The sequence below is a fragment of the Nonomuraea sp. NPDC050556 genome (assembly GCF_044457355.1).
In the GTDB taxonomy this organism is placed as follows: Bacteria; Actinomycetota; Actinomycetes; order Streptosporangiales; family Streptosporangiaceae; genus Nonomuraea.
The window spans coordinates 1,640,601-1,662,609 of the sequence record NZ_JBITGU010000001.1; the positions used below are offsets into that span (position 1 = coordinate 1,640,601).

The window sequence follows — 22,009 nt, forward strand, 5'->3', positions numbered from 1 at the left end:
CGTCACCGGCTTGGAAGAGACCGGACACCCAGACCAGGAGTGGAACAGCGGGCCAGCAGCGATCGAAGGGCGCACGACTCCACCGCCGGTGTCACCATTGAGCCCTCCGGCAGCGCGATCGCCGGATCGACGATCACGAGGACGGACACCGCGGTCGTCACCAGGGTCGTGGCCGCGCTGACCCAGACGAAGATCCGCTCACCCGTGGCTCAGCGGCTCCAGTGAACCGGTCAGGTACTCGGGCCGGATCCCCAGCCCCACCACCCTGCCCAGCACGTGCGGGAACCCCCGCCAGTGCCGCAGGGTGCGCAACGGTTGCGGCAGGCGCAGCGGGACGTCCTCACCGGTGGCCACGAAACGCTCCTGGGCCACGCGCTGCCCCGCCTGGGTGATCAACGTCGGCCAGTGCCTCCGGCGCTGCACCCGGGCCAGTTCCCTCTCCGCGACCCGGCCACGCCGTAACGAGGGGACCAGGATCCGGGCCGCGGCGACGGCGTCCTGGATGGCCAGGTTGATCCCCACCCCGGCGATCGGCGACATGGCGTGCGCGGCGTCCCCGATGAGCAGCGCGCCCGGCGCCCACCAGCGCGCGAGCCGGTCGATGCGGATCTCCAGGACCTTGATGTCGCGGGCGCCGATCGCGGCCATCCGGTCGCTGGTGTACGGCGCGAGCCGGGCGATCGTCCGCCGGGCCCACTCCCCGTCGTCGGCACGCCCGGTCCCCTTGGCGATGAGCAGAGCCGCCTGCCAGTAGTCGCCCCTGTTGATCATGATGAGCCCGCCCGAGGAGGAGAAACGCAGGAACGTGCCGTCAGGGTCGCCCTCCAGGCGCGGGATCCTCATGTAGAGGCAGTCGTGCGGCGCGGCGAAGGAGCGCGGCCGCAGCCCGAGCAGGTCGCGCACGGTCGAGTGCCGCCCGTCGGCGGCCACGACGAGCGGCGCAGACACCTCGCCCGCCTGGCCGGTGTCCTTGTCGGTGTAACGCACCCCGCACACGCGTCCGTCGCGCCGGAGCAGGCCGTCGACCTCGGCGTTCTGCTTGAGGTGGAAGTGCGGCGACTCCGCCGCCGCCTCGGCCAGCAGGTTGAGGAAGTCCCACTGCGGGACGAGCGCGAGGTGCTGGTGGCGTCCGGGCAGGCGGCTGAAGTCCTCGCCGATGACGCCGTCGTCGAACTCCATGGTGAGCCGCCGCACGCGCTGCTGCTCCAGGGCGGCGAACCGGTCGCCGAGGCCCAGCTGGTCCAGCAGGTTGAGGGTGGAGGCGTGCACCGTGTCCCCGCGGAAGTCGCGCAGGAAGTCGGGGTACTTCTCCAGCACCGTCACGTCCACGCCCGACCTGGCCAGCAGCAGTCCGAGCACCATCCCCGCCGGGCCACCCCCGGCCACCACGCACGCCGTCGATCCCATCCGACCCTCCAGGATGAAATGGGGAGTAAATCCCCGTTTTTGGAGCACAGTAACATAACCGGGGAACATGTCCACGCTTAGATCGGGAGAGGCCAATGAAGGAGCTGCGCGCCGACGCCCGGCGCAACCGGCAGCACATCCTGCACGCGGCGCACCTGGCCTTTCTCGACCAGGGGCCGGACGTGCCCCTCGACCAGATCGCCACGCGCGCGGGCGTCGGCAACGCCACCCTGTACCGCCACTTCCCCGCCCGCGCCGACCTGGTCGACGCCGTCGTGGTGGACAACATGGCGCAAGTGGCCGCGCTCGCCACCGACGTCCTGGCCGAGGAACCGTCGGCCGCGCACGCGCTCGCCGCCTTCGCCCGGGGGGTCGTCGAGCGGCGCATCGTGGCGATGCTGCCGATCCTGGGCCGCCACGTGACAACCGGCCCCGAGTTCCACGAGGCCAGGACCCGTCTCCTGGACGCGCTGGACACCCTCGTCGGCGCCGCCCGTGCCGAGGGGGCGCTGCGCGCCGACGTGAGCGCCGCCGACCTGGTCATGTTCCTGACCGTGCTGACCCGGCCGCTGCCGTCGGTGTCCCGCGAGCTCGACGACGCGGTTCGCGCCCGCCTGCTCGCCACCCTCCTGGACGGCCTGCGCCCCGGAGGCGCCACCCCGCTCCCTGGCGTCCCTCTCGACGCCGACCTCATCACGGCGGACCTGTCGTGAAGAGTCTTTCTGGACGCTCCAAATATGTGGACCTACGCTGAGCTTCGTGACCCCCTCGCTCATTCGTTTCAGTAGCGACACCCTGCCTCGGGGATTGTCCGCTCAGCAGTGGAGGGAGGGATTACTGCACCAGCTGCATTCCACCTTCGGCCACGCTTTCGAGGTCGGCCCCAGTTCCGATCTGGTGCGGGGGCGGATCGGCATGACGGTCTCGGTCCTCGGCCCGGCCCGCCTGGGGCGCGTGGAAGCCAGCGCCGGATACAGCGCGAGCCGTACCAGGACGCATCTCCGTCTCGACGACGCCGACAGTTACCGGGTGTTCGCGGCGATCAGTGGGGAGTTTCTCATATCCCAGGACGGCCGGACGTCGCGGCTGTCGCCGGGCGGATTCGCCGTTCTCGACTACAGCCGCCCTTACGAGGCCCGGCAGATCAGCGCCGACGTGGCGTACAGGCACGCCGTCATCCACCTTCCCCGAAGCGCTCTGCCTTTCCGGCCGAAAGACGTCGAGAAACTCTCGGCCGCGGCGATCCCGGGCGGGCAGGACGCCGGTGGCCTGCTCGTCGCCACGTTGGACCGGGTGACCAGGGACTTCGGCAAATACCAGGCCGCGACCTTGGGCAGGGCCTCGGCGGCGCTGGTCGACCTGCTGACCGCCGCCCTTTCCGAACAACTCGAAGAGCCACCGGAATGGTCACCGGAATCACGCAACCGCGCCGTGTTGCTGCGCGTACGCGCATTCATAGAACAGCACCTGGGCGACGCGGACCTGTCCACGACGACGATCGCCGCCGCACATCACCTGTCGGAACGGCAATTGCAGCGGCTCTTCGCCGAGCAGCAGATCACGGTGCACGGATTCATCCGGCAACGCCGCCTTGAACGCTGCCGAGCCGATCTCGCAGAACCGGCACTGCGCCACCAGAGCGTGAGCGCCATCGGGGCGCGCTGGGGATTCCCCGACTCCGCCCACTTCAGCAGACTTTTCCACCGAACCTTCGGGGAAACACCCACCGGCTCTCGCCATCTTGTCGTCCACGGTCAACCGGACGGCGCTCACGCACAAGAATGAGCCGCCCCTGCCCATGGAGGATTCCGGTCATCAGCACCACTTCCTCGAAAGGGACCCCGCAATGCCGACGATCACTCCGTACCTGTGGTTCGACAACCAGGCCGAAGAAGCAGCCCACCACTACGTGTCCATCTTCAACGACTCGAAGATCCTTGACGTCAAGCGCAACGACGACGGCTCCGCGATGCTGGTGAGCTTCCAGATCGAGGGGCAGAAGGTCATGGCGCTCAACGGCGGCCCGCAGTTCACCTTCAGCGACTCCTTCTCCCTGTACATCGACTGCCCCGACCAGGCGGAGGTCGACAGGGTCTGGGACGCCCTGTGCGCGAAGCCCGGGCCGTGCGGGTGGCTGACGGACGAGTACGGCCTGGCCTGGCAGGTCATCCCGAAGCGCCTGAACGAACTGCTGGCCGACCCGGACCGCGACATCGCCCAGCGCGCGAGCCAGGCCATGTTCGGCATGACCAAGATCGACGTCAAGGCTTTGGAGGAGGCTTGCAGGTAGGAGCCCGCTCCTCCCCCCGGGCGGTTGTCCCCTCCCAGCCCGAGACGTAGCCAGCGTGGATGAGGCCGCCACCAACGGCCTCATCCACGCTTCCGCCTCGTCAACGACCCGACAGCCGACTCGGCAGGGTTCCGGCTGCCACATATCGCATCTATAGCCGGGCGATCTACGTTCCTCCTTGGACTGACGTCAGCGCCATCGAAGGAGCCCCGCATGAACGCCCGCATCGCGCCGATCACCGCATGCCTCATCGCCGGACTCCTCACCGTGACCACCGCGTCCCCAGCCCACGCCGACCCCGGCGCGGAGGTCAGCGGCGGCGGTTGCGCCGTGCCGATCACGGCGGTCAGGACGTCCTGGGGCAACGTGGTGGGGGTGAGAGCGGGTATGACCGCCGCCAACAACTGCCGCTGGGCTTTGCGTGCGCGAGTCCACTGCAACGGCTGGCCCACGTATTACCGACGCGGCGCCGTAGTCCTGAGGGCGGGCCAGATCTCCTCGGCCAAGTGCTCCGAGGGCGACGGCTACTACGGGAAGCAGGGCTACGAGGTGCAGAAGTACCCCTCCACAGAGTGGGTGTTCGTAGCGATCCCCTAGCCCGCAACGCACCTGGCACAGTCAGCCCCTCTGGGCGCGCGCAGAAAGTGGGACTTTCCGATGGCAGCAGCGGACCCTGGATGGCCGCGAGCCGCCCGGGGTGCCGCAAGCACCATCGACGCGCGCCACGCTAGAACCACGGATCACTTACGCGGCGGCCGTTCAACCCGGAGATCGCCGCGCGCGCCTTCCTGAGCCCCGCACCGTCCAGTGGCACCTGCGTGAAGCCTTCACCGCTAAGAGCTGGCGGGCCCCAACCCTCGACGCACAACCGTCACCCCGGGGGCACGTAGAGAATCTACGGCGCAGCCGTCCGCAACCTGCGGGCGGCTGTTGTGGTTTCCGGGGATGTGTTCTGACATAGCGGCTACTTCTTCGATTGTTTCCGCGTCCAGACTGCCTCTGAGCAGGGCGACCTGCGTGGTGTCGTTGTAGCGGACCTCCAGATGGAAGGCCGCGAACAGCTTGCGCTGGTGTGCGTCACGGAGCTCGGCGAGCCGGCTCTGGAGCATGGGAATCTTGTGAAGCAGGTCGACCTGGTGATCTCGCGTCGGCGGGTTCGCCTCGGCCTCGGAGAGCTCCACGCACTTGGCGCGACGATCGGTCTCCAGCTCGGTGAAGCGGGTCGTTGTCTCCAATCTGCGTGATCAGACGGTCCTGCTTCCTGATCACGCCCGCGATGCCCTTCTTCAGCGACCTGCACCGGGCCTCCCACTCTTGCTCCACCTTGTCACCGAGCACCGGGAGTTCGGCGGCAAGGAGTTCGTGACGTTGCGGGCCGAGCGTGGTGGACGTCCATGACGGCAAGGTCGAGTGCCCCGGCGCCGGTGCACATACTGCCGATCCACGGACGGGCATAGCCGGGAAGATCGTCATAAGGTGGGTGATCGTGCAGAAGCTGGCGCTCTTCGACCTGGACGACACGCTCGTCGATCGGCTGGATGGCTTCCGTCGCTGGGTGGCCGAGTTCACCGGGCGGCGGGGGTTGAGCAAGGAGGATGCCGCCTGGATGATCGAGCTGGATGCCGACGGGACGCTGTCCACGGAGGAGTTCTTCGCCGCGGTGCATGAGCGGTTCGGGCTGGTCGAGCCGGTTGACATGCTGTGGGATGCCTACCGGGCGCGCATGCCGGAGTTGGTGGTCTGTCCTCGGCCGGTGCTGCGCGGGTTGCGGCGGTTGCGTAAGGCCGGGTGGCGGGTCGGGATCGTGGCCAATGGGACGGCTGCTCACCAGAGGGGAAAGATCTACCGCAGTGGGCTGGTCGACGTCGTGGACGGGTGGGCGATCTCCGGTGAGGAGCGGCGCGAGAAGCCGGGTCCGCAGCTGTTCCAGATTGCCGCGCGGCGGTGCGAGGCGAACGTGCGCGACGGCGGCTGGATGATCGGGGACGATCCCTTCGAGGACATCGTGGGCGGGTTTTTCGCCGGGCTGAGAACGATCTGGATCGACCGGGGCGTTCGACCGTGGCGAGGACTGCCAGACCTGCCAGGACTGCCGGCACCGCCAGGACTGCGGCCCGATCACGTCGTCACCGACACCGTCGGGGCGATCAAGGTGCTGTTGGACCAGTAGCCGCTCGCGCCAAGCCAAGGCGAAGCGCAGGCAGTTGGATTCGCTCTGATGGCTGGGCGTGCAGCCGGGCAGGTAGCGCCCTCGAAGACTCCAGGCCATGGAATCGGCTGAGCCAAGGGCAGGCGCATAGCGGCCCAGTCCGCTGGCTTTGGCGCCGAAGCCGTGCAAGATCAGGCCGCGATCGGCCAGGACGGTGGTGAGGGTGGCGATGTCCCCGGTGTGGTGGCGACGGCAGACGCTGCCCAGGCCCACCGCGTTCATCAACTACTTGTACGACATCGCGCTGATCGACCTCACCGCGAAAGACGATGTCGTGTCCTGGGAGTGGATCCATGCCCGCGGGGTTAGCCCACTGACCCCTGTTCAGGTCCTTAAGCACGCGCCTTACGCCTGGCGTGAGTGGATCAAGGACGGCAACTCTGCACTTCCCAGGGTGCGCCGGCGCATGGCCAGATCGCGGATCAGCAAGGCCAGCGACCAAAGGCCGGTTACAGGGAGCCCGGACGCTGCCGACTTGGAGGCGGTCCACCGCCGGTTCGATGGACGCAAGCACGATTTCGAGGCTGTGGCTGCGACGGTCGCCGCGCGGGTATTGCACGGGTCTGGTCAGCGGTATGTCGAAGGCCGGCTAACCCGCCGATCGGGCGACGGCGGCGCTGACTTTGCAGGACGCCTCGACCTGGGCAGTGGACTGGCCGGGATCAGCTTGGTCACCGAAGCGGCCGCGCGCGGGGAAGGCCTCGGCCTGTACTTCACTGACCGGGCCACCGCGCTGCTCCACCTGGGTCTCGGACACTACGCGGAAGCCGCGGCCGCGGCCCGGCGCGCGGCGACCGGCGAGCTCGGCCCGTTCACCGCGCAGGCGCTGCCCGATCTCATCGAGGCCGCGGTGCGCAGCGGAGCGACCGCGGTCGCCGCATCGGCCCTGGTGCGCCTTGAGGGGTACACGGCGGGCTCTGACCTGGAATGGGCGGCCGGGCTGCGAGCCCAGCTCGGCGACGGGGAGGAGGCCGACCGCTGTTACGCCGAGGCCGTCGACCAGTTCGAACTGGCCCGTACCCGGCTGCTGTACGGCGAGTGGCTGCGCCGCGAACGTCGCCGATCGGACGCGCGCGGCCAGCTGAAGCAGGCGTTCGAGGAGTTCGCCTCGATGGGCGCCGACGGTTTCGCGGAACGGGCCAGGCACCGTACCTCAGCGCCCGCACGGTCGAGTGGCACCTGCGCAAGATCTTCGCCAAGCTCGGCATCACCTCACGCAAGGAACTCCGGAGACCGGCCGAAGGGCGCTCGACCGGAATACTCTGAGGGTGACGGATCTGAGCTCGACGGTGACGTGGGTCGATGCCCGGGAGCGTCTGCCCACCAGCGGCACCCCGGTGGCAGCGGCGATCACGGGACGCTATCCGGCCGAGGGCGGGCCGGGTGAGGAGTTCTGGCTGGTGCGGCCGATGGTCTTCATGGACCTGCACCGGAGCGAGGACGGGACGGAGCACAGGGACTGCTTCGTCGACTCCGACGGGGTCGTGCGTCTCCCCTACGGGCTCGCCGGCGAGGAGACCGTGACGCACTGGGCCCGGTTGCCCACCCTGCCCGCCGGGAAGACGCACGGGGTGTTCGGATCGGATGTGCAACCGGCGCTCCGGAGTGCGTGGGGACCGCGTCAGTCGTGATCCAGTGCCCTGACCTCACCGGGGTACGGGGTGTCCCCAGGAGAACCGCGATGATGCGCCGCCGGCACGAGCGCACGGCCGTCAGGGCGCGGCGTACGGGGTGACGACGTCGACGACCCAGGTGACGCCGAACCGGTCCGTCAGCATGCCGTACAAAGGAGCCCACTGCGCGGGGCCCAGAGGCTGCGCGACGGTCGCGCCGTCGGACAGCCTCTCCCAGTAGGTGGTGATCTCCTCGGCCGTCTCGCCGCGCAGCGAGACGAAGAACGCGTTCTCTCCCCTGCTGTACGGCAGGCGCGCGGGCACGTCGTAGGCCATGACGTGGAACCCGGCGGCGGAGCTCACCTGGCCCCACATCACCTGGTCGGCCTCGGCCGGTTCCTGGAGGTCGCCCGCGTCCTTGTAGGTGACCAGGGCCAGGTCGCCGCCGAACACGGCCTGGTAGAACGTGAGCGCCGCGCGGGCCTCTCCCCGGAAGTTCAGGTGGGTGACTGACTTTACGGACATGGTGTCCTCCCTTTCGTTGCCTGCACGCTCCCAGGAGTAGAGGTCAGGATGTGGCCTCTACTCGGGGCGATACTGGGACGGTGCAGAAAACCTCCGCCCGGCTGCTGTCGTTGCTCTCGCTGCTCCAGGTGCGCAGGGACTGGCCTGGAGCGCTGCTGGCCGAGCGCCTCGACATCAGCCCGCGCACCGTGCGCCGCGACGTCGACCGGCTGCGTGAGCTCGGCTATCCGATCGTGGCCGTCAAGGGTCCCGACGGCGGTTACCGGCTTGAGGCGGGTACGCAGTTGCCGCCGTTGCTGTTCGACGACGAGCAGGCCGTCGCGCTGGCCATCGCGCTCCAGACCGCCACCGGCGCGGGCATCGAGGAGGCGGCGGCCCGCGCGCTGGCCACCGTGCGGCAGGTGATGCCCGCCCGGCTGCGCCACCGGATCGACGCTCTCCAGATCACCGCTGTCGACAGGCATCAGCCGGAGCCGCAGGTCGACAGCGGGGTGCTGCGGTCGCTCGGCGCCGCCGTACGCGCCGGGGAGGTTCTGCGTTTCGACTACGCGGGCCAGGACGCACCGCGCCGGGCGGAACCCCACCACCTCGTCACCTGGGGCGGGCGCTGGTACCTCGTGGCGTGGGACCTCGACCGGGAGGACTGGCGCACCTTCCGCGCCGATCGCATCACGCCCCGCACCCCGGGCGGACCCCGCTTCACGCCCCGCGAGCTGCCCGGCGGAGACGTCGCGGCCTTCGTGACCGGCCGGTTCCGCGGCTCCGGCGGCTCAGGAGGCTGGCCCTGCCAGGGCGAGGTCATCCTCTCCCTGCCCGCCGCGGCCGTCTCCCCCTACGTCCGCGACGGTGTCGTCGAGGAGCTGGGCCCGGACCGCAGCAGGCTCATCCTGGGTTCGTGGTCGTGGATCGGGCTGGCGACGAGCGTCGGCAGGTTCGACGCCGACATCGAGGTCGTCGGCCCAGCCGCGCTCAGGGACGCCTTCGCGCGCCTGGCCACCCGCTATGCCGGGGCCGCGAGCGGCGGAAGCGCGCGGACGGCGTCGCCGCCACGCTGTCCATCTGACCGAGCTGCGGGCTCTGGCGTGGCATCGTCGTGTCGTGCGCGACAACCCTGACTACACGCTCGACGATCCCGCCCGCGTCCGTGCCCTGATCAGCGAGAACCCGTGGGCCGTCCTGGTCAGCCCGGCGGGTGGGCTGACCGCCTCACATCTGCCCGTCCTGCTGGAGGAGGGTCCTGAGCTGTCCCTGGTCGGCCATCTCGGCAGGCCCGACGACGAGCTGCACGAGCTCGGCCAGCACGAGGTGCTGATGATCGTGCAGGGACCCGGCGGGTACATCTCGCCCGGCTGGTACGGCATCAGCCCCGCCGTACCCACCTACAACTACCTGACCGTCCACCTGTACGGCAGGCCGGAGGTCCTCGGCCCCGAGGAGACCTACCAGGTCCTCATGGACACCGTGGCCCGCTACGAAGGCGCGCCGGCGGACAGCGGCTACGCGCGTTCCATCGCCCCAGGCGCGGCCGGGTTCCGCCTGCGCCCGGACCGCTGGGTGGGCAAGGCCAAGCTGAGCCAGGACAAACCTCCAGCGGTGGTCGAGCGGGTCATCGACGCGCTCGGCACCGACCCCCGCTACGCCAACCCCGCGCTGGCCCGCGAAATGCGGCAGACCTAGACCAGGGCGTCCGCGAGGGGGCTGCGGAAGTACAGGACAGAACGGCCCTCCCTCGCCCGGTTGAGCAGCCCGCAGGCGTGTAGTGCCGACAGGTGCTGGCTGATCGCGCTGGAGGTCACCTCGAAGCGCCGCGCCAGCTCTCCGGTCGAGACCGGGGTGTCGAGCTCCAGCAGCAGCCGTGCCCTGGTCGCCCCGAGCAGGTTGACCAGCGCGGCGGGAGCGGGCCGCGGCGCGAACTCCCAGACCGTGCCCCTGGCCCTGGCGGGGTAGCCGATCGTCGGCGTCGAGTCGGCGCTGATCGCCGTGACCGCGCCGCGCAGGAACAGGGACGGCTGCAGCACCAGCCCGCGACCGGCGATCCGGACGCTGTCGAACGGGAGCCGCCTGGGGTAGGTGAGCGTCAGGATGCCCTCTGACCACGACAGGCGGCTGTCGAGGTCCTCGAAGAGCCCGGCCGCTCCCCCGCGCGCCAGGCTCCGGCCTCGGTGGGCCAGGTCGGCGTCCAGTACGGCCCGCATACGCGGCCACCAGGGCTCGATGCAGGCCGTCCAGTAGGCCTCCAGTGCTGCGGCGATGCGCTCCAGCAGCGGTCCTGGCGGCTGGCGGAGCACGTCGGGCCTGGGCGCCCCGCCGTACGCGTCGTCGAAATGCCGCTCGACCACCTCGTGCGGGGTCGCGCGCAGCGCGGCCAGCTCCCCGGCGATGTCGGCGACGATCGACACCCCCGCCGGGGTGACGAAGTCCGGCAGCCAGCCCCGCCCGTGGCTGTAGAGGGCGCGCAGCACCTCGGTGTCGAGCCGCCCGAGCGCGTCGGCCGTGCGGCGGCGGAACGGCGTGTGCTCGGGGCGGAGCTCGGGGAAGAAGTGCACGCTGAGGCTGTAGACCGTCTCGAACAGCGGTGAGTAGCGGAACGCCATCTCGGCGAGGTCCTGAACGTCGAACGCGAAGTCCCCCATTTAAGCCATGCTCTAACACGATTCCGGCCGCCTCGACGGCGGGGTGGACTCTGCGCATGACGCTCACCCTTCGCGCGCTCGCCGCTGCCACCCTGGTCAACTGCGTGGGCAACGGGCTCTTCATGACGGTCAGCGCGCTGTACTTCACCCAGGTGATGGGGCTCAGCCCGGCCCAGGTCGGGCTCGGCCTCGGCGCCGCGGGCCTGTCCGGGATCCTGGCGGGCATCCCGCTCGGCCGCCTCGCCGACCGCTGGGGCTCGCGCCGCCTGCTGATCGTGCTGCTCGTCCTCGAAGGCGCCGCGGTGCTGCTGTATACGCAGGTCAGCGGGTTCGCGCCGTTCGTGGCGCTGGTCTGCCTGGTGACGTTCCTCGACCGGGGCTCGACGGCGGTGCGGAACACGCTGGTCGCCGCCTCGTTCGCGCCTGAAGCCAGGGTCGGGGGCCGCGCCTTCATCCGGGCGGTGATCAATGCCGGGGTCGGGGTGGGCTGCGCGCTGGCCGCGCTGGCGCTGCAGGCGGGCACCCGGCAGGCCTACGAGCTGGTCGTGGTCGCCGACGCGGCGACCTTCCTGGTCGCTGCCGTCCTGATGCGCAAGGTCCCGGAGCCGGTACGGCAGGCGAAGGAGGCCCGCGGCGGGCGCAACGCGCTGACCGACGCGCCCTACCTGCTGGTCACGGCGCTCAACGCGGTCCTGTGCGTGCAGATCGCGGTGCTGGAGTTCGGGCTGCCGCTGTGGATCGTCCGGGCGACGGACGCGCCGCCCGTCATGGTCGCGGCCGTCCTGGTGACCAACACGGTCATGTGCGTGCTCTTCCAGGTACGAGCCAGCCGGGGCATCACCGGCGTGAGGAAGGCGGCCCGGGTGTGCGCGGGCTCCGCCGTCCTACTGGCCGTAGCCTGCCTGCTGTTCAGCGGCGCCGGGAGCGGGGGCGCACTCGCCGCCGTGCTGCTGTTGCTGGCCGGAGCCGTCGTCCAGACCACCGCCGAGCTCTACTCGACTGCCGCGAGCTGGGCACTCAGCTACGACCTCGCCGACCCCGCCTCCCCCGGCGCCTACCAGGGCCTGTTCAGCACCGGCCAGGCAGCGGGCATCCTCCTGGGCCCAAGCCTGGTCGCCGCCACCGCACTCCAGCACGGCCCCGCCGGATGGCTGATCCTGGCGGCCCTGTTCGTGGCGGCGGGAACGGCGATGATCCCGGCCACCCGCTGGGCGACGTCATAGAGCCCTCCTGTTAGCGGGCTCGGTGACTGGCACGAGCGGGTCGGCAAGGCCGCCTGCTTGTAAGATCTTGGGATGTTGCGACTCACCGACTTCATCATCGACTGCCCGGACGCGATGAAACTGGCGGCCTTCTACGCCGAGGTGACGGGCCGGCCGATCAAGGAGGGCAGCCGCGAGGACTGGGCGGGTGTGCAGTTCGGCGAGATCGAGCTGGCCTTCAACCCGGTGGAGGACTACCGCCCCCCGCGGTGGTCCGACAGCGAGCACCCCAAGCAGTTCCACCTCGACTTCGAGGTCGACGACATCGAGGCGGAGCAGAGCCGCGTCCTGGCGCTCGGCGCGTCCCTGGTGCAGGACTTCCTCGACGAGGAGGGCTACGGCTGGCGCGTCTACACCGACCCCGTCGGCCACCCCTTCTGCCTGTGCCACAACAAGGGTGTCGTCTGGACCGACGGGGAAATCATCTGGCCCGAGCGCGGCTAGGCGTTATCCTGGTGGCGGAGTCAGGACGCGCACGCTCCTCGTCGCTGCCACCGCCGCCCACGCCGGACGGTTGGCGCCGTCGGCCAAGGTCCCTCGGGCCCGCGCTGGTCTGGCATTGCCCGCTGATCGCATGAGCGTCGTCGTAGGCAGGGCAGCGTGGGTGCCGTGCCGGAGAGCCGACATCCATGCCGAAGAACAGCAGCGCCGCCCGCCGCGAGCAGGCCCGCGCCCTCGCCGCAGCCCGGGGCATCACCTACACCCACGCCCTCCGCCTCCTCGGCGAACGGCGACACCACGAGTCGGCCCTCCTCCATCGCGCCCTCGGCGGCGCCCTTTCCGAGGCGATGGTGTTCGGGCTGGGCGGCGGGGTCGGGTTCATGTACTTCGTGTTCGAGTACCAGGGCCAGGTGCAGCCGACGATGACCGTCGTGGCGCAGGCGCACCCCGCGCCGATGATCCCGCTCGCCCTCGACCGGGCGTCCGTCCCGCACGAGGTCAGGCAGACGGGCTCGGCCAAGGTCGCCGAGCGCAACCTGCGCGAGGCCCTGGCGTCCGGACGTCCGGCGATCTGCCGGGTCGGCCGCTTCCAGCTCCCTTGGCGTCCTGACCTGCCCTTCCCCGACCCGGTGGACGTCGCGGTCACCGGCCTCGACGGGGAGACCGTGTCCGTCGACGACGACGGGCCGCACGAACTCCCGCTGGCGGAGTTCATGGCCGCCTGGTCGGCGCTCAGGAAGGACCGGCACCACCTGATCGAGATCACCGGGCAGCCGGGCGGGCCACCGGACGTCGCGGGGGCGATCAGGGGTACGGCGGCCAAGCTCACCGGTCCGGTGCTGGGCAACACCTTCGACGTCAACTTCGGGCTGTCGGGCATGCGCAAGCTGGCAGCGCAGCTCGCCGACACCACGGGCAGGCAGGGCTGGGCGCGGCGCTTCCCCGACCGGGAGGCGGTGCTGACCCGGCTGCACGACTGCCTGGAGGTCGAATACACCGCACCGGGCGCGAGCCGTCCGCTCTACGCCGACTTCCTCGCCGAGACCGGCCACACCGAAGCCTCGGCCGCGTACCGGGCTGCCGGGGATCGGTGGTCGGCCGTGTCCACCGCCGCCAGGCGTTTCGACCCGCTGGAGCGGGTGGCTGAACGCGTGGCGCTGGCCGTACAGCAAGAAGAAGAGGCGGTGCGGGCGCTCGGTCAGGGCTGACTGCGGCGGGCGTAGGCGCGTGCCGCGCGGGCGCGGTCGCCGCAGCGTACGGAGCACCAGTGGCGGCGGCCGTGCCGCAGCAGGTAGCGGTTGCAGGGGCTGGAGCCGCAGGCGGTGAGCCGCTCGGCGTCCTCGCTGGTCAGCAGGTCGGCGGCGTTCGCCGCCAGCGCGGCCAGGGCGCGGTCGAGGATCTCGTTGGTGGGGCACGGCGTCGCCCGGTAGGGGCCGTTCTTCTCGTCCCACTGCAGCAGCGCGGCCGTCGGGGCCTTGCTCAGCGCGTCGTTGACGGCAGACAGCGCCCCCGGCAGGGCGGGCACCCCGGCCACGCGGGCGGCGAACAGCGACCTGAGGTGTTCGCGCAGCGAGCGCAGTTGCGTCGCGCACATCTCCTGCACCCCGGCGTCGACCGGGGCGAGCCCGCGCTCGGCGAGCCACTCGTTGGTGCCCGCCGGGGTGCCGATCAGGTCGACGTACTGCCCGCCGGGCAGCGCGATGGCGCTGTTGACGAAGTCGATGGCGAGGTAGTCGTCAGCTCCCGGCGCGGGCGGCAGCACGGCGTCGTTCATGTCTCTCATGGTACAGCTTGCGCTCATCCGTGAGGTACGACTAGGGTCCATCACGGATAGACCACTCCCCAAACGTGAGGTCCTGTGATGACTGCTTTCCCGGTCCGTGTCTTCGGTGGTCCGACCGCCCTGTTCGAGTACGGTGGCCTGCGCTTCCTGACCGACCCGACCTTCGACGGGCCAGGCGACTACGAGGTGCCCGGCGGGCGCCTGACCAAGACCACGGACTCCCCCGGCGCACCCGGTGAGGTCGACGTGGTGCTGCTCTCGCACGACGAGCACCCCGACAACCTCGACACCTCCGGCCGGGCCCTGCTCGCCGACGTCCCCCTCACGCTCACCACCCCCGGCGGCGGCGAGCGGCTCGGCAAGGGCGCCAGGGGGCTGGCCGACTGGGAGTCGATCGAGCTGGAACGGCCGGGCGGCGGCGTCGTCACCGTGACGGGCGTGCCCGCCATTCACGGCCCCGGCGCCCGCGAGGACGTCGAGCCGGTCACCGGCCAGGTCGTCGGCTTCGTCCTGACCGGGCAGGACCTGCCCACGGTCTACGTCAGCGGCGACAACGCCTCCCTCGACGCGGTCAGGCAGATCGCCGAGCGGTTCGGCCCGGTGGACACCGCGATCATGTTCGCCGGGGCGCCGCGCTTCGACGTGCTGTTCGACGGGGAGGTGATCGTGCTGGACAGCGCGCAGGCGGCCGAGGCGGCCGCGATCCTCGGCGCCCGCCGGGTGGTGCCCGTCCACTACGAGGGCTGGGCGCACTTCACCGAGGGCCGCGACGCCCTGCTGGCCGCCTTCGCAGCCGCGGGCCTCGCCGACCGCCTCGACCTGGCGTGACCGCTTCCGCACCTGTCCTGGTCCCGGCGCTCCCCGGCCCCGAGGCTCAGCGCCGGGTTCTGCGTGTCCTGGTGGCGGCCCAGGTGCTGAGCGGCGCGGGGCTGGCGGCGGGCGTGACCGTCGGCGCTCTGCTGGCGCAGGAGATGTTCGGCTCCACGAGCCTGGCCGGGCTGCCGAGCGCGGTGGGCACCGCGGGTTCCGCGCTGGCGGCCGTCGTGGTCGGGCGCGTCTCGCAGGCTCGCGGGCGGCGGCCAGGTCTGGCCGGTGGTTACCTGGCCGGGGCCGTCGGCAGCGCGGGCGTGATCGCCGCGGCGGTCGCGGGCAACGCGGTGTTGCTGATGGTCGCGTTGTTCGTCTACGGGGCGGGGACGGCCACCAACCTGCTGGCGCGTTACGCGGGTGCCGATCTGGCCGCCCCATCGCGCCGGGCGCGGGCCGTGTCCACCGTATTGGTCGCGACCACCCTGGGCGGGGTGGTCGGCCCCAACCTCGCCGCACCCACCGGCGCCCTGGCCGACACTCTGGGCATCCCTTACCTGGCCGGGCCGTTCCTGCTGGCCAGTGCGGCGTACGGCATAGCGGCCCTGGTCCTGACCGTGTGGCTGCGCCCCGACCCGCTGCTGCTGGCCCGCGCCCTGGAGGTGCCGGACGTCCCGCACGCGGTGCCGCCGCGTGCGGGCGTCCGAGCCGGTCTCCTGGTGGGGGTGCTGGTCATGGCGCTCACGCAGGTGGTCATGGTCGCGATCATGACGATGACGCCGGTGCACATGCACGGCCACGGGCACGGCGCGGCGGCCTCCGGGCTGGTCATCGCGCTGCACATCGGCGCGATGTACCTGCCGTCGCCCCTGACCGGATGGCTCGTCGACCGGTACGGCAGGCTCACCGTCGCCGCCGCGTCCGGAGTGGTGCTCCTGGCGGCGGGCGTCGTGGCGGCGAGCGCTTCCGCCGGGTCGGTCGCGGGGTTCGCGGTGGCGCTGGTGCTGCTGGGCGTGGGCTGGAACCTCGGGGTCGTCTCCGGCACCGCGATCGTCACCGACGCCGTGCCGCTGGCCACGCGGGCCAGGACGCAGGGGCTGGTGGACGTGTGCATCGCCGTCGCCGGGGCGGGTGGCGGGATGGTCTCGGGGCTCGTCGTGGCGGGTGTGGGCTACCCGGCCCTCGCCCTCGGCGGCGGCCTCCTGGCCCTCGTCATCGTCCCGGCGGTCCTGGCCGCCAGAAAGCGATCACCCGGCGCTCACGGGCGGGGCTCCAGCCGTTGAGGCAGGCCGAAGGCCGCGAAGACGTCGGGGTCCTGGAACACCGAGTTCCGGCTGATGCCCTCCGCGGTGACGGTGAAGACCTGGAGCGTGTGCAGGCCGTACCCGTCGCCGCTGCGCACGTAGGCGGCGAACCCAGGCTGGCCGCCGTTGGCGGTGATCTCCTGGAGGATCCAGTCCTTGCCCGCCGCCTCGAAGACCCACTCCATGAACAGCCCGTAGTTGCCGCGACCGGCGAACCAGTTGAGCATCGGCGGCATCTCCATGACGACGTCCTCGGTGAGCAGCCGCTTGAGGCCCTCGACGTCGGCCAGCTCGAACGCCCTCATGTAGCGGTCGACCCAGACCCGCTGCTCGGCCGCCGACGGCTCGACGACCCCTTCCTGCCGGGCCTCGACCTCCTTCAGGCGGGTACGTGCCCGCTGGAGGGAGCTGTTCACCGACACGACGGTGGTGCCGAGGATGTCCGCCGCCTCGGACGCGGAGAAGCTGAGCACGTCACGCAGGATCAGCGCACCGCGCTGGCGCGCCGACAGGTGCTGCAGGGCCGCGGCGAACGCCAGGCGCAGGCTGCTGCGGTCGATCACTGCCCCGGCCGGGTCGCCCGCGACCAGCAGCGAGTCCGGCAGGGGCTGGAGCCAGGCGGCGTGCTCCCCCTGGACGAGCGGCCCGAGCGGATCCGACGCGGCCACCAGCCCGGACGGCAGCGGCCGGCGGCCGTGGACGTCCAGGGCGGTCAGGCAGGCGTTCGTCGCGATCCGGTAGAGCCAGGTGCGCAGCGAGCTGCGCGTCTCGTCGTACTGCTCCCGCGCCCGCCACGCCCGCAGATAGGTGTCCTGGACCAGGTCCTCCGCGTCGTGCGCCGAGCCGAGCATCCGGTAGCAGTACGCCAGCAGTTCCGTACGGAACGGCTCGATCCGCCGATCGAAGCCCTCAGTCACGCCACGCCCCATCTCATCCATACGGAACCCTGCTCCACAACGTACCCGCGGTCAGCTCGCAGGCGTCAGCACCGGGCTGTTGTGGTAGGCCGCGATCAGCCACCGGCCGTCGCGCTTCTCGAAGACCCACGTGGCGTTCACCCGGCGCGGCTCGTCCGGCACCTCGGTCTCGCCCGCGAACAGGATGGCCGACTCGCTGATGACGATCGCCCCGTCCCTGCCGACGAAGCGGATGCTGAGCTGCCTGTTGTAGGTCGAGCTGCCCTTGAGCGGCCCCTCGAAGCCCAGCGCCATGCTCTTGCGGATCACCTCACGGCTGTCGCGCAGCGAGCCGGGCATGATGGCGGTCGCGTCCTCGGCGTAGTCGGCGACCATGCCGTCGGCGTCGCCGGCCTCCCACGCCTTGTAGGACTGGGCGAGCACGGCCTGGATGGCGGCCTGGTCGTCCACACGGCTGTCTGTCATCGGGTGCTCCCTTGTACGCGGTTCGCCGGGTTTTCCGGCGAGCTCGTGAGTACATACCGGGAGCACGGCCGAAACTCATCGCGCCGGGGAGAATTTTTCCAGCGACCGGTACGTATGGAACCCGCGCCCGCTCTTCCGCCCGGTGTGTCCGTCCGCCACCAGCCCGGCCAGCAGCTCGCAGGGCTCATATCCCGTGTCGCCCGTGCATGCGAGCAGCACGTGCAGCGAGTCCACCACGGTGTCCAGCCCGATGAGGTCCGCCGTGCGCAGCGGCCCCATGGCATGCCCGAAACACTCCTGGAAGACCCGGTCCACCGCCACCGCGTCAGCCGTACCCTCCTGGACCACCCGGGCCGCGTCGTTGACCGTGGCCATCAGCACCCGGTTCGACACGAACCCCGGCGCGTCACGGACGACGATCGCCTGCTTGCCCATCGCGTCGAGCAGTTCTGTCGTACGGCGCAGCGTCTCGGCTGAGGTGTGCGGCGACCTGATCACCTCGACCGCGTCCTTCAGCGGCGCCGGGTTCATGAAGTGCGTGCCGATGACCTGGGCGGGTCGCCGGGTGTAGGAGGCCAGCCGCGTGATCGGAATGGCGGACGTGCACGACGCGAAGACGGCCTCCGGCGGGCAGACCTCGTCCAGCTTCCGCAGCACGGCCTCCTTGACCGGGATCCGCTCGCGCACGCATTCCACGACGAAGTCGGCCTCACGCAGCTCGGTGAGGTCGCGAACCCAGCGCACCCCCTGGTCAGTGCCCTTGGACGTACGGCCCAGCAGGCGGCTCATGCGGACGCCGTCGCGCAGACGCGCGGGCCCGCTGTCCAGGGCCGCGGGGTCGCTGTCGACCACCACCACCCGGTGTCCCGCCTCGGCCGCGCACTGCGCCACCCCGACCCCCATGGTCCCCGCGCCGACGACGCCGATCATGAGCAGACCACCCGCACCGGACCGGACGCGGCAGGAGAACTGCCGGTGTAGCCGAGGAGCAGGGCGTCCCCGGTCTGGCTCAACACCTCGAATCCGCTGAACCTCAGGTTCACGAGCATGACGCGGTTGACCTCCGTAGGGACGAACTCAGCGGTGGGGCGGCGGCCGGCGGCCAGCGCGTCCCGCACCAGATGACCGATCAGCGCCGGTCCCACCCCGCGTGACATCACCCGGCAGGACAGCAGGAGGAGCCGGAGGCAGCGGGTGTCCTCGCGGTCCTCGGTGAGGGCGAGCCCCACCGTCCCGTAGGCGCCGAAGCGGTCCGTGAGATCGGCGACGAGCACACGGTGGGACGGCGAGTCGCACAGCGCGCGCAGCTCCGCCAGGTCGTAGGTGCGGCCGGTGGTGTTGAGCTGGTGCGTACGCACGGTCAGCTCCCTGGCCCGCACGAGATCGTTCTCCCCGGCCCTGCGCACGGTCAGCTCCAGACCGAGCGTGGCGAGGAACTCCGCCGGGGGCCCGGCGTAGCTCTCCTTGGCCCGCCTGCGCTCGGCCTCCCGCCGGTAGAGCAGCCGCCGCTGCCGCGACTCGGCCGTCACCGGCCCCGTGCGGAACTCCGGCAACTCGGCCAGTGACCCCGCCGCCTCCGCCGGATAGGTCCGTACGGCGGGCAGCGCGGCGCTCACCTCGGCACGTTCCAGCGGGTCGTTGTCGATGAACGCCACGCTGTCGACGCCGATGCCGAGGGTGTCGGCGATCCGGCGCAGGGCCTCCGACTTGGGCCCCCAGCCGATCTCCTCCACCGTGAACAGCCCGTCCAGCCCCTTCGCGACCAGGTGGTCCATGGCCTGCTTGCGGTCGCCCCGGCTGGCCACGGCGTGCAGGACGCCCCGCTCGTCCAGGGCGCGAAGCGCGGACACCGCCTCGTGGAACGGGACAGGCCTGTCCCCTTCGAGCACCGTGCCGTCCCACAGGGTGTCGTCCAGGTCCCACACGAGGCACTTCACGGTCGTGGTCATAGGGCGGTCTCCTCGAAGTCACGCGTGTGGCGGCGCAGCAGCCGGTCGGCGATGTGCAGCTCCAGGACGTGGGCGGAGCCCTCGATGATCTCCATGACCTGCGCGTCCCTGGAGAAGCGCCCGACGGCGCTGTCCGGCTCGCAGCCCGCCGAGCCGAGGAGCTGCACCGCGGAGCGGCTGACCGAGGCGGCCGCGCGGGCCGCCGCGTACTTGGCGGTGATGGTGGCGTTCACGGCGTCGGGGGTGCGCTCGGTGCGCAGCCGGGTGGCGTGCGCGCACAGTTCGCGCGCCCCGGCGCTCTCCACGGCGGCGCGCGCGAGTTGCGCCCTGACCACCTGGTGCTCGGCGAGCGCCGTCCCGCCCTGGGTGCGGCCGACGGCGTGCGCTGCCGCCTTGTCCAGGCAGGACTCGGCCATGCCGACGCATCCCCAGGCGACGGTGAACCGCCCGTGGTCCAGGGCGGTGGCCACGACGTGCGACAGGCCCAGGCCAGGGGGCGCCACCAGGTTCTCGCGCGGCACCAGGACGTCGTCGAAGCGCACGTGCGCGATCTCGGCGGCCCGCATGCCGAGCTGCCCCTCGACGGGTTCGCGCCGCACTCCTGGCAGCCCTCCGTCGACGAGGACGGTCGTGGGACGGCCGGCGGAGACGCCGAGAACCAGGAAGACGTCCGCGATGCGGCCGAAGGTGACCCATCTCTTCGTGCCGGTCACGTGCAGCCAGTCGCCGTCCTCGCGGACCTGGGTGCGCACGGCGGCCAGGTCGGTGCCCGCTCCGGGTTCCGTGGCGGCGAATCCGGCGATCGTGCTTCCCGCCGCCAGGCCGGGCAGCCAGCGGGCGCGTTGCGCCTCCGTTCCCCAGCGGGACAGCGCGGCCGCGACCATCGCCTGGACGGTGACCAGGCCGCGCAGCGCGCTGCAGGCCCCGCCGATCCTGGCGCAGAGCTCCCCCAGGTCGGCCTGGCCGCCGCCGAGCCCGCCGTACCGGACCGGGATGTCGGCGCCGAGCAGTCCCGTCCTGGCCAGGGCGCGGCGGACGTCCTCCGGCAGGCGGCCCTGCCGGTCCCAGTCTCCGGCGCACGCGGCCGCGAAGCGCGCGAAGCGGGCGGCCGACGGTCCGATCCCGGTGTCGCTAGAGGCTCCCGCCACGGGCCACCTCCGAGGCGGTCTTCTTCCTGACGAAGGCGGCGACGCTGGACGCCGTGCGGAAGTTGTCGAGGCTCAGGTCGTCCACGTCGATCTCGAAGCCGAACCTGTGCTCCAGGAACGTGACCAGTTCCAGGGCGAACAGGGAATCCACGATCCCCTTGGCGAAATAATCGTCGTCGGGGCCGATGTCCTGCCCCAGCGCGGATTCGAGGAACTCCCGAATCTCCACGTCAATTTCCTGCTTCACGCTCTTCCTGCCCTCAGAGAAGGTGTGCGGTTTGCCCGTCGCCGATTTCGGCGAGCAGCATGCTCCACGCCGCGACCGGGCTCGTACTGACCACGACGACGCGGTCTCCGTCGGCCAGATGCTTGTCCTCCCGCGCGGTGTAGAGGTTCAACAGCGAGTCGTTGGAGCCCAGATGCCCGTAGCGCCGCAGGTTCTCCGTACAGGACGGCAGGAGTTCCACCCCCAGCGCGTCCTGCACGAACGCGTGACCGCCTGCGGACAGGTTCTGTACGGCCAGCCCGGCCAGGTCGCCCGCCCGCATCCCGCTGCGTTCCATGAGGCGTTCGAGCAGGCCGCGCAGCCTGTTGCGCGACTCCACGGCGAGGCGGAAGGAGTAGGCGGCGGTGTCGCGGCACTCCTCGCGCCACTCGGCCACCGGCCGGTCGCGGAAGTCGACGCGGAACAGGTCCCAGTAGGACCCGTTCGTCTCCTGGAGCAGGTCGAGCACCCGGACGGGTCCGGTGCGGGCGAGGACGAGCGCCTGGCCGCTGTCGCCGTTCAGGGTGACCGGGTGGCGGTAGCGGCCCGGGGTCGCCGGTTTGCTGCCGTGGGCCACCAGCACGTGGCGCAGCGCTGGGTCGGCGGCGAGCAGCCCGCGCGCGGTCAGGAGCGCGGGGGTCAGGGAGGCGCAGCCCAGGCCGCCCACCGAGAAGGTGAGGGCATCTTGCAGGCCGAGCGCGTCCTGGAGCCGGGTCGCCTCCGAGGTCAGCAGGTCCTGCGGGGCTCGCGACTCCACCAGGATCAGGGCGTCGACGTCCTCGGGCCGAAGCGCCGCGTCGGCCAGGACCTGACGGGCGGCTGCGGCCGCCAGGTCGTGGTCGCCGAGGGCGTCGTCGGCCAGGACCCGCTCGATGCCCAGGCCGTTCATGGTCTCCCGCTCCTGCGGGGTGAGGGCGGGGATCTCGGAGAGGGGCGTGGACCGTTCTGGCAGGTGCCAGGCCGCGGCGAGGACGGCCAGGGGTGCGGCCAT

Annotated in this window: 27 protein-coding genes; 15 read left to right on the plus strand and 12 right to left on the minus strand. The window is 71.2% G+C overall.

Annotation, left to right across the window (positions count from 1 at the left end; genetic code table 11):
• Window positions 1–39 precede the first annotated feature (39 nt).
• The gene (locus tag ACIBG8_RS08310; RefSeq protein ID WP_397341910.1) at window positions 40–225 is read left to right on the plus strand and encodes a hypothetical protein; all 186 of its coding nucleotides are present in this window, start codon (window positions 40–42) and stop codon (window positions 223–225) included.
• On the opposite strand, the gene ACIBG8_RS08315 is transcribed toward ACIBG8_RS08310, so the two are convergent.
• The gene (locus ACIBG8_RS08315; protein ID WP_397341912.1) at window positions 199–1,407 is read right to left on the minus strand and encodes an FAD-dependent oxidoreductase; all 1,209 of its coding nucleotides are present in this window, start codon (window positions 1,405–1,407) and stop codon (window positions 199–201) included. The genes ACIBG8_RS08310 and ACIBG8_RS08315 overlap by 27 nt on opposite strands.
• 95 nt (window positions 1,408–1,502) lie before the next feature.
• Here ACIBG8_RS08315 and ACIBG8_RS08320 point away from each other — a divergent pair, with 95 nt between their 5' ends.
• The 4 genes from ACIBG8_RS08320 to ACIBG8_RS08335 all read left to right on the plus strand — a co-directional run bounded on the left by ACIBG8_RS08320 (window position 1,503) and on the right by ACIBG8_RS08335 (window position 4,294).
• Window positions 1,503–2,120 carry a TetR/AcrR family transcriptional regulator gene (locus ACIBG8_RS08320; protein WP_397341914.1) on the plus strand — a complete coding sequence of 206 codons (618 nt, stop codon included), beginning with the start codon at window positions 1,503–1,505 and terminating at the stop codon, window positions 2,118–2,120.
• A gap of 46 nt (window positions 2,121–2,166) precedes the next feature.
• Window positions 2,167–3,192, plus strand: coding sequence for a helix-turn-helix domain-containing protein (locus ACIBG8_RS08325; RefSeq protein WP_397341916.1), 1,026 nt, complete (start codon window positions 2,167–2,169; stop codon window positions 3,190–3,192).
• Between the two features lie 61 nt (window positions 3,193–3,253).
• Window positions 3,254–3,697, plus strand: coding sequence for a VOC family protein (locus tag ACIBG8_RS08330; protein WP_397341918.1), 444 nt, complete (start codon window positions 3,254–3,256; stop codon window positions 3,695–3,697).
• Between the two features lie 213 nt (window positions 3,698–3,910).
• A complete protein-coding gene (locus ACIBG8_RS08335; protein ID WP_397341919.1) occupies window positions 3,911–4,294 on the plus strand; it encodes a hypothetical protein in 384 nt (127 codons plus the stop codon).
• A 236-nt stretch (window positions 4,295–4,530) separates the two neighbouring features.
• Here the strand turns inward: ACIBG8_RS08335 and ACIBG8_RS08340 are convergent, their stop codons facing one another.
• Window positions 4,531–4,932: a hypothetical protein gene (locus ACIBG8_RS08340; RefSeq protein ID WP_397341920.1), complete on the minus strand. Its 402-nt coding sequence runs from the start codon at window positions 4,930–4,932 to the stop codon at window positions 4,531–4,533.
• A 251-nt stretch (window positions 4,933–5,183) separates the two neighbouring features.
• Here ACIBG8_RS08340 and ACIBG8_RS08345 point away from each other — a divergent pair, with 251 nt between their 5' ends.
• From ACIBG8_RS08345 to ACIBG8_RS08355, 3 genes are all read left to right on the plus strand, one after another.
• On the plus strand, window positions 5,184–5,867 hold the full coding sequence (locus ACIBG8_RS08345; RefSeq protein ID WP_397341921.1) for an HAD family hydrolase: 684 nt from the start codon (window positions 5,184–5,186) through the stop codon (window positions 5,865–5,867).
• Window positions 5,868–6,069: 202 nt separating this feature from the next.
• On the plus strand, window positions 6,070–7,293 hold the full coding sequence (locus ACIBG8_RS08350; RefSeq protein ID WP_397341922.1) for a hypothetical protein: 1,224 nt from the start codon (window positions 6,070–6,072) through the stop codon (window positions 7,291–7,293).
• Window positions 7,244–7,537 (plus strand): AQJ64_40280 family protein, encoded by a 294-nt coding sequence (locus ACIBG8_RS08355; protein WP_397341924.1) that lies wholly within the window; start codon window positions 7,244–7,246, stop codon window positions 7,535–7,537. Before ACIBG8_RS08350 ends, ACIBG8_RS08355 begins: the two co-directional genes overlap by 50 nt.
• Before the next feature lie 81 nt (window positions 7,538–7,618).
• Here ACIBG8_RS08355 and ACIBG8_RS08360 read toward each other — a convergent pair whose 3' ends face one another.
• Entirely contained in the window at window positions 7,619–8,044 is a 426-nt protein-coding gene (locus tag ACIBG8_RS08360; protein ID WP_397341925.1) for a VOC family protein, read from the minus strand.
• An 80-nt stretch (window positions 8,045–8,124) separates the two neighbouring features.
• On the opposite strand from ACIBG8_RS08360, the gene ACIBG8_RS08365 reads away from it, so the two are divergent.
• Both ACIBG8_RS08365 and ACIBG8_RS08370 read left to right on the plus strand, forming a co-directional pair.
• Window positions 8,125–9,159, plus strand: a complete 1,035-nt coding sequence (locus ACIBG8_RS08365; protein ID WP_397341926.1) for a helix-turn-helix transcriptional regulator — start codon at window positions 8,125–8,127, stop codon at window positions 9,157–9,159.
• Window positions 9,143–9,721 (plus strand): FMN-binding negative transcriptional regulator, encoded by a 579-nt coding sequence (locus ACIBG8_RS08370; protein WP_397341927.1) that lies wholly within the window; start codon window positions 9,143–9,145, stop codon window positions 9,719–9,721. The genes ACIBG8_RS08365 and ACIBG8_RS08370 overlap by 17 nt, the downstream gene beginning before the upstream one ends.
• Here ACIBG8_RS08370 and ACIBG8_RS08375 read toward each other — a convergent pair.
• Window positions 9,718–10,677, minus strand: a complete 960-nt coding sequence (locus tag ACIBG8_RS08375) for an ArsR/SmtB family transcription factor (RefSeq protein ID WP_397341928.1) — start codon at window positions 10,675–10,677, stop codon at window positions 9,718–9,720. The genes ACIBG8_RS08370 and ACIBG8_RS08375 overlap by 4 nt on opposite strands.
• A 56-nt stretch (window positions 10,678–10,733) precedes the next feature.
• On the opposite strand from ACIBG8_RS08375, the gene ACIBG8_RS08380 reads away from it, so the two are divergent.
• The 3 genes from ACIBG8_RS08380 to ACIBG8_RS08390 all read left to right on the plus strand — a co-directional run bounded on the left by ACIBG8_RS08380 (window position 10,734) and on the right by ACIBG8_RS08390 (window position 13,588).
• Window positions 10,734–11,900, plus strand: a complete 1,167-nt coding sequence (locus ACIBG8_RS08380; protein WP_397341929.1) for an MFS transporter — start codon at window positions 10,734–10,736, stop codon at window positions 11,898–11,900.
• 72 nt (window positions 11,901–11,972) lie between these two features.
• On the plus strand, window positions 11,973–12,383 hold the full coding sequence (locus tag ACIBG8_RS08385) for a VOC family protein (RefSeq protein WP_397341930.1): 411 nt from the start codon (window positions 11,973–11,975) through the stop codon (window positions 12,381–12,383).
• 185 nt (window positions 12,384–12,568) lie between these two features.
• Window positions 12,569–13,588 (plus strand): BtrH N-terminal domain-containing protein, encoded by a 1,020-nt coding sequence (locus ACIBG8_RS08390; protein ID WP_397341932.1) that lies wholly within the window; start codon window positions 12,569–12,571, stop codon window positions 13,586–13,588.
• On the opposite strand, the gene ACIBG8_RS08395 is transcribed toward ACIBG8_RS08390, so the two are convergent.
• Window positions 13,579–14,154: a CGNR zinc finger domain-containing protein gene (locus ACIBG8_RS08395; protein WP_397341933.1), complete on the minus strand. Its 576-nt coding sequence runs from the start codon at window positions 14,152–14,154 to the stop codon at window positions 13,579–13,581. The genes ACIBG8_RS08390 and ACIBG8_RS08395 overlap by 10 nt on opposite strands.
• 87 nt (window positions 14,155–14,241) lie before the next feature.
• Between ACIBG8_RS08395 and ACIBG8_RS08400 the strand changes: the two genes are divergently transcribed.
• Both ACIBG8_RS08400 and ACIBG8_RS08405 read left to right on the plus strand, forming a co-directional pair.
• Window positions 14,242–14,991, plus strand: a complete 750-nt coding sequence (locus ACIBG8_RS08400) for an MBL fold metallo-hydrolase (RefSeq protein WP_397341934.1) — start codon at window positions 14,242–14,244, stop codon at window positions 14,989–14,991.
• Window positions 14,988–16,253 (plus strand): MFS transporter, encoded by a 1,266-nt coding sequence (locus tag ACIBG8_RS08405; RefSeq protein ID WP_397341935.1) that lies wholly within the window; start codon window positions 14,988–14,990, stop codon window positions 16,251–16,253. Before ACIBG8_RS08400 ends, ACIBG8_RS08405 begins: the two co-directional genes overlap by 4 nt.
• Here ACIBG8_RS08405 and ACIBG8_RS08410 read toward each other — a convergent pair.
• The 7 genes from ACIBG8_RS08410 to ACIBG8_RS08440 all read right to left on the minus strand — a co-directional run bounded on the left by ACIBG8_RS08410 (window position 16,229) and on the right by ACIBG8_RS08440 (window position 22,009).
• Window positions 16,229–17,191, minus strand: coding sequence for a sigma-70 family RNA polymerase sigma factor (locus ACIBG8_RS08410; protein ID WP_397341936.1), 963 nt, complete (start codon window positions 17,189–17,191; stop codon window positions 16,229–16,231). The genes ACIBG8_RS08405 and ACIBG8_RS08410 overlap by 25 nt on opposite strands.
• Before the next feature lie 51 nt (window positions 17,192–17,242).
• Window positions 17,243–17,656, minus strand: a complete 414-nt coding sequence (locus ACIBG8_RS08415) for an SgcJ/EcaC family oxidoreductase (protein ID WP_397341937.1) — start codon at window positions 17,654–17,656, stop codon at window positions 17,243–17,245.
• Between the two features lie 75 nt (window positions 17,657–17,731).
• Window positions 17,732–18,586 carry a 3-hydroxyacyl-CoA dehydrogenase family protein gene (locus ACIBG8_RS08420; protein ID WP_397341938.1) on the minus strand — a complete coding sequence of 285 codons (855 nt, stop codon included), beginning with the start codon at window positions 18,584–18,586 and terminating at the stop codon, window positions 17,732–17,734.
• The gene (locus ACIBG8_RS08425; protein ID WP_397341939.1) at window positions 18,583–19,605 is read right to left on the minus strand and encodes an HAD-IIIC family phosphatase; all 1,023 of its coding nucleotides are present in this window, start codon (window positions 19,603–19,605) and stop codon (window positions 18,583–18,585) included. Before ACIBG8_RS08425 ends, ACIBG8_RS08420 begins: the two co-directional genes overlap by 4 nt.
• Entirely contained in the window at window positions 19,602–20,753 is a 1,152-nt protein-coding gene (locus ACIBG8_RS08430) for an acyl-CoA dehydrogenase family protein (protein ID WP_397341940.1), read from the minus strand. The genes ACIBG8_RS08425 and ACIBG8_RS08430 overlap by 4 nt, the downstream gene beginning before the upstream one ends.
• Entirely contained in the window at window positions 20,737–21,000 is a 264-nt protein-coding gene (locus ACIBG8_RS08435; RefSeq protein WP_397341941.1) for an acyl carrier protein, read from the minus strand. Before ACIBG8_RS08435 ends, ACIBG8_RS08430 begins: the two co-directional genes overlap by 17 nt.
• Window positions 21,001–21,013: 13 nt before the next feature.
• Window positions 21,014–22,009, minus strand: coding sequence for a hypothetical protein (locus ACIBG8_RS08440; RefSeq protein WP_397341942.1), 996 nt, complete (start codon window positions 22,007–22,009; stop codon window positions 21,014–21,016).